3 protein-coding genes and 1 pseudogene are annotated in these 3,744 nt (G+C 37.4%); all 4 read right to left on the reverse strand.

What is annotated here, in order from left to right:
- Positions 1 to 494 (reverse strand): annotated as a pseudogene (locus tag AC220I_RS19695) (ABC transporter permease subunit); the annotation flags it as partial.
- The gene (locus AC220I_RS19700; RefSeq protein WP_486725574.1) at positions 494 to 1,534 is read right to left on the reverse strand and encodes an ABC transporter permease subunit; all 1,041 of its coding nucleotides are present in this window, start codon (positions 1,532 to 1,534) and stop codon (positions 494 to 496) included. The pseudogene AC220I_RS19695 and the gene AC220I_RS19700, both read right to left, overlap by 1 nt.
- A complete protein-coding gene (locus tag AC220I_RS19705; protein ID WP_486725575.1) occupies positions 1,534 to 3,129 on the reverse strand; it encodes a sugar ABC transporter ATP-binding protein in 1,596 nt (531 codons plus the stop codon). The genes AC220I_RS19700 and AC220I_RS19705 overlap by 1 nt, the downstream gene beginning before the upstream one ends.
- A 74-nt stretch (positions 3,130 to 3,203) precedes the next feature.
- A partial coding sequence (locus tag AC220I_RS19710; protein WP_486725576.1) for a DUF3798 domain-containing protein occupies positions 3,204 to 3,744 on the reverse strand: 541 nt, incomplete at its 5' end.

A 3,744-nucleotide genomic window follows, 5' to 3' on the forward strand; every position in this document is an offset into this window, starting at 1 on the left:
ACAATGCCCACACCGCCAGGAATTAAATACTGCTCATTACCTATTGGAAGTAATGTACCCACTAGGAATAAGAACAACAATTGATAAAGACCGTTTGCAAAGAAACCTAAAATCATTGAAGTGATCATCTCTTGACCAATGGTCTTATTAAGGACCTTACCAGTTGCATATCCAAATAAGGCTGCAATTGGTGTTGATAAAATAATACAGAATATAAAGCCACTAAATCCTGTGAAGCCGTAACTGATACCAAATATCATGACGATTTGAGCAGCCATGGCACCAATAACGATACCGAAGTTAAGCCCCATACCTGCAATAACAGGAATGATTAGTGCCAATACCAAAAATGAATTTCTGCCAATTCGGGTAATAAGCTCTTTCAAAATAAATGGCAAGGGCTGTTGAGAAGCAACAATACCAATGATACATAAAATAACAAATACGATTGTCACAATGTTATGAATTAAACCCGCTTTAAATTTTTGATTCATTATTGTCCACCTCCAGCTTTAGTCAATGCGTATAAAATGATGCCGTATTGCACGATTACACGCATTACTTCTGAAAGATTGCCTTGAGGTAAGATCACATTTGCTACGGGTAATGCCACAAGTAATAATCCTTGAAATACGAATACGCCAAATATTACATGAAAAATTCTAGCTGAGTTTGCCGATGCACCACCTAAAAGAACAGCAGCAACTGCACCAAAGCCCATCATCAACGGCGCTGTATAGAGCTGGAAGAAGCCATAGCTTTGTGCATAAACAATGATGCCAATTGCCCCGAGACATGTAGATAAAATTGTTGCAATTAAACGGCTCTTATCAACATCGATCCCAGATGATTTTGCAAATTTGTTATTACTACCTGTAGCTTTCATTGCAAGACCTGTTTTAGACTTTAAGAAAATATAGACAAAGGCACACATTAAAAAGAAGAATAAGAGTAAACCGGTTGGAATCATAATACCAAACAGGGGAAACTCTAAAAATCGATTTAGAACCTTGTCGTAATAATCTGTTAATGCAATTGTCGTTCTTAAACCTTGACCAATTGGCCATCTAATAGAGTCCGATTTGAAAGGAATGACTAACCATCCAATACACATCAAGGAAACCACTGAAAAGCCAACATAAGTTCCAACCATCATTTCTGAACCCTTTACGCGATTGAGCAATTTGCCATAAAAGTAACCTGCTGCTAAAGAGATTGGAATTGAGAACAAAACTGCCATAACAAAACCAAAGAGTCCAGTTAAGTGGAATTCTATACTTAAGAGGCCACCAAGAATACCGCAGATGATTCCAAGTGGTAAACCAAAGTTTAATCCTGTGCCAGTTACAATTCCAGGAACCATGGCCAATACAAGAATCCCGTTCATGCCCATACGTACTAGGTTGTCAGAAAGCAGTGATTTTACATCCATTTTAAGAACAAATGCGGTTATATAAATAATAATCAGCAATGAAACAATGGTTATTCTAGGGATGCCGATATTTTTAACTATGTTTTTAAGTTTAGCATTCATTAATTTTCACCCCCAGGTAATTCTGTTTTACCTGACATTAAAAGACCAAAATTAGAATCCTTATCGTCTGGTTTTAATATACCCACAAGTTTTCCTTCAGAGATAATCGCAATTCGGTCGCAAATGGCTCTAAGCTCTGAAAGTTCACTTGAAGTCATGATAATTGTCATATTTTTATCTCTATTGAGGCTGACCAGTGTGTCTAAAACAAGTTTTTTGGCACCTATATCAATACCTCTAGTTGGCTCTGAAACGAGCAATACTTCTGGTTCTAAAGTTATCGCTCTAGCAAGGCAAACCTTCTGTTGATTACCACCACTAAGTCTCCTCGTTGGCTGGTCTGGTCCTGTACATCTAATATCGAAGGCCTTTATCATTTCTTCAGCATGTGATCTTACTAGGTTTTTATCAATTTGTGAAAAGAAACCATAGGATTTTAAAAATCCATTATTGACCTGTACAGAGCTGATGGCAATGTTGATGTCAATTGGATCATCAAGGAGTAATCCAACACCCTTTCGATCTTCAGAGACGAATGCAAGTTTTTTCTTTAGTGAAAGCATAGGTTTATTGAGTACCAGAGGCTCATCGTTCAACGTAACCTCGCCTTTAGCTGGATAAATACCCATTAATCCGTTTGCGATTCCAATTTTCCCTTGTCCTGCAAGACCGCCTATACCAATGATTTCACCTTTATAGATGTCTAGATTAATGCCTTTTACAAGTTCTCCAGGCATCCCCACCTTAAAGTCTTTTAATCGCATGTGAACAGGATTTTTTTCAACCTGTCGATTGTCCTCCATGCTCTTTAATTTGTCTATTTTACGCCCAACCATTAACTCAGCAAGCTCAACAATGTTGGTGTCCTTTGTATCCTTAGTAACGACAAGATGCCCATCCCTTAAGATCGTTACACGCTCTGTACAAGCGATAACTTCATCTAGTCTATGCGTAATAAATATAATTGCAATACCTTGCGAGGCAATATGTTTCATTGCTTTGATTAAGTTGTCCGCTTCGCTTTCAGTTAATACAGCAGTCGGCTCATCAAATACGAGAACCTTGACATTGCTCTTATCAATTTCTCTCGCAATTTCAACGAACTGCATATAACCAACAGGTAGACCTTCAACCCTAGCATATTCTTCTATGTTTATTTCAAGTTTATCAAGAGCAGCTCTTGCATCTTGATTCATTTTTTTCATGTTAAGTGTTTTATAATCTGCACCAAAGGCCATACTCACAACATTGTCTTTAGTGTCTTCTCTATTTAGTTTTATATTTTCAGCTACAGTATATCCTGGAATTAGCATAAATTCCTGATGCACCATGCCAATGCCCAACTCCATGGCTTTTTCAGGCGTTGTAATATCCACCTTCTGACCGTCTATTAGGATATCACCCAAATAGCCACCAGTAGAATGAATAACCGGCATACCAAATAAAATATTCATCAAGGTAGATTTACCAGCACCATTTTCACCCAATAGCGAGATAATTTCTCCTTTTTTTAAGTTCAAACTCACTTTGTTTAGTACATTATTTTCACCATAAAACTTGGAAATTTCCCTTAGCTCTAAAAGTATATCACTCAAAAATGTCACCCCTCTTATCCTTAAAAAAAGGTTGTCTAACCAGACAACCTCATCTTTATTTAATTTTGAATCAATTAGAAAGTGATATATCCTGATAACAATAATAAGAAGTTATCGTAAGTTGTGCCACCCTCTTCTAATGTTGTTAAGTTAATAGTTGTACCTGAATATTCAGAAAGCACTTTTTCCATGTAAGCTTTGTCAAGTTTACCATTTGTTTTTCCTTGTGCATAACCGATTGCATATTCAGCACCAGCTTCAACAAACATCATGTTTACAGGTACTGGCCAAGTTGAGAATCTACCTTCGCCACCTTTTTCTGCAACTTTAGCAGAAATTTGCTCGATTACGTAAGATACATCACCTTGTTTATCTTCAGGAATACTGATCCCTAATGCTCCTGGATAGCCATGGTATGGAGATGGACAACATTGTTGTGCTAAAATACCACCATTTTCAAGAGAAGACTTGATTAGCGGTTCTTGCATAGAGCAGTTTGTTGAGAAGAAACAAGTGTCTTCACCGTACTCTTGAATTTTTCTTGGAACGTCTTCTAAAATAAATTGCTGTGCACCTGGAACACCTGCATCACCAGTTGGGTCTGGAGCAGTCGCA

The sequence above is a fragment of the Fusibacter sp. genome (genome assembly GCF_057447755.1).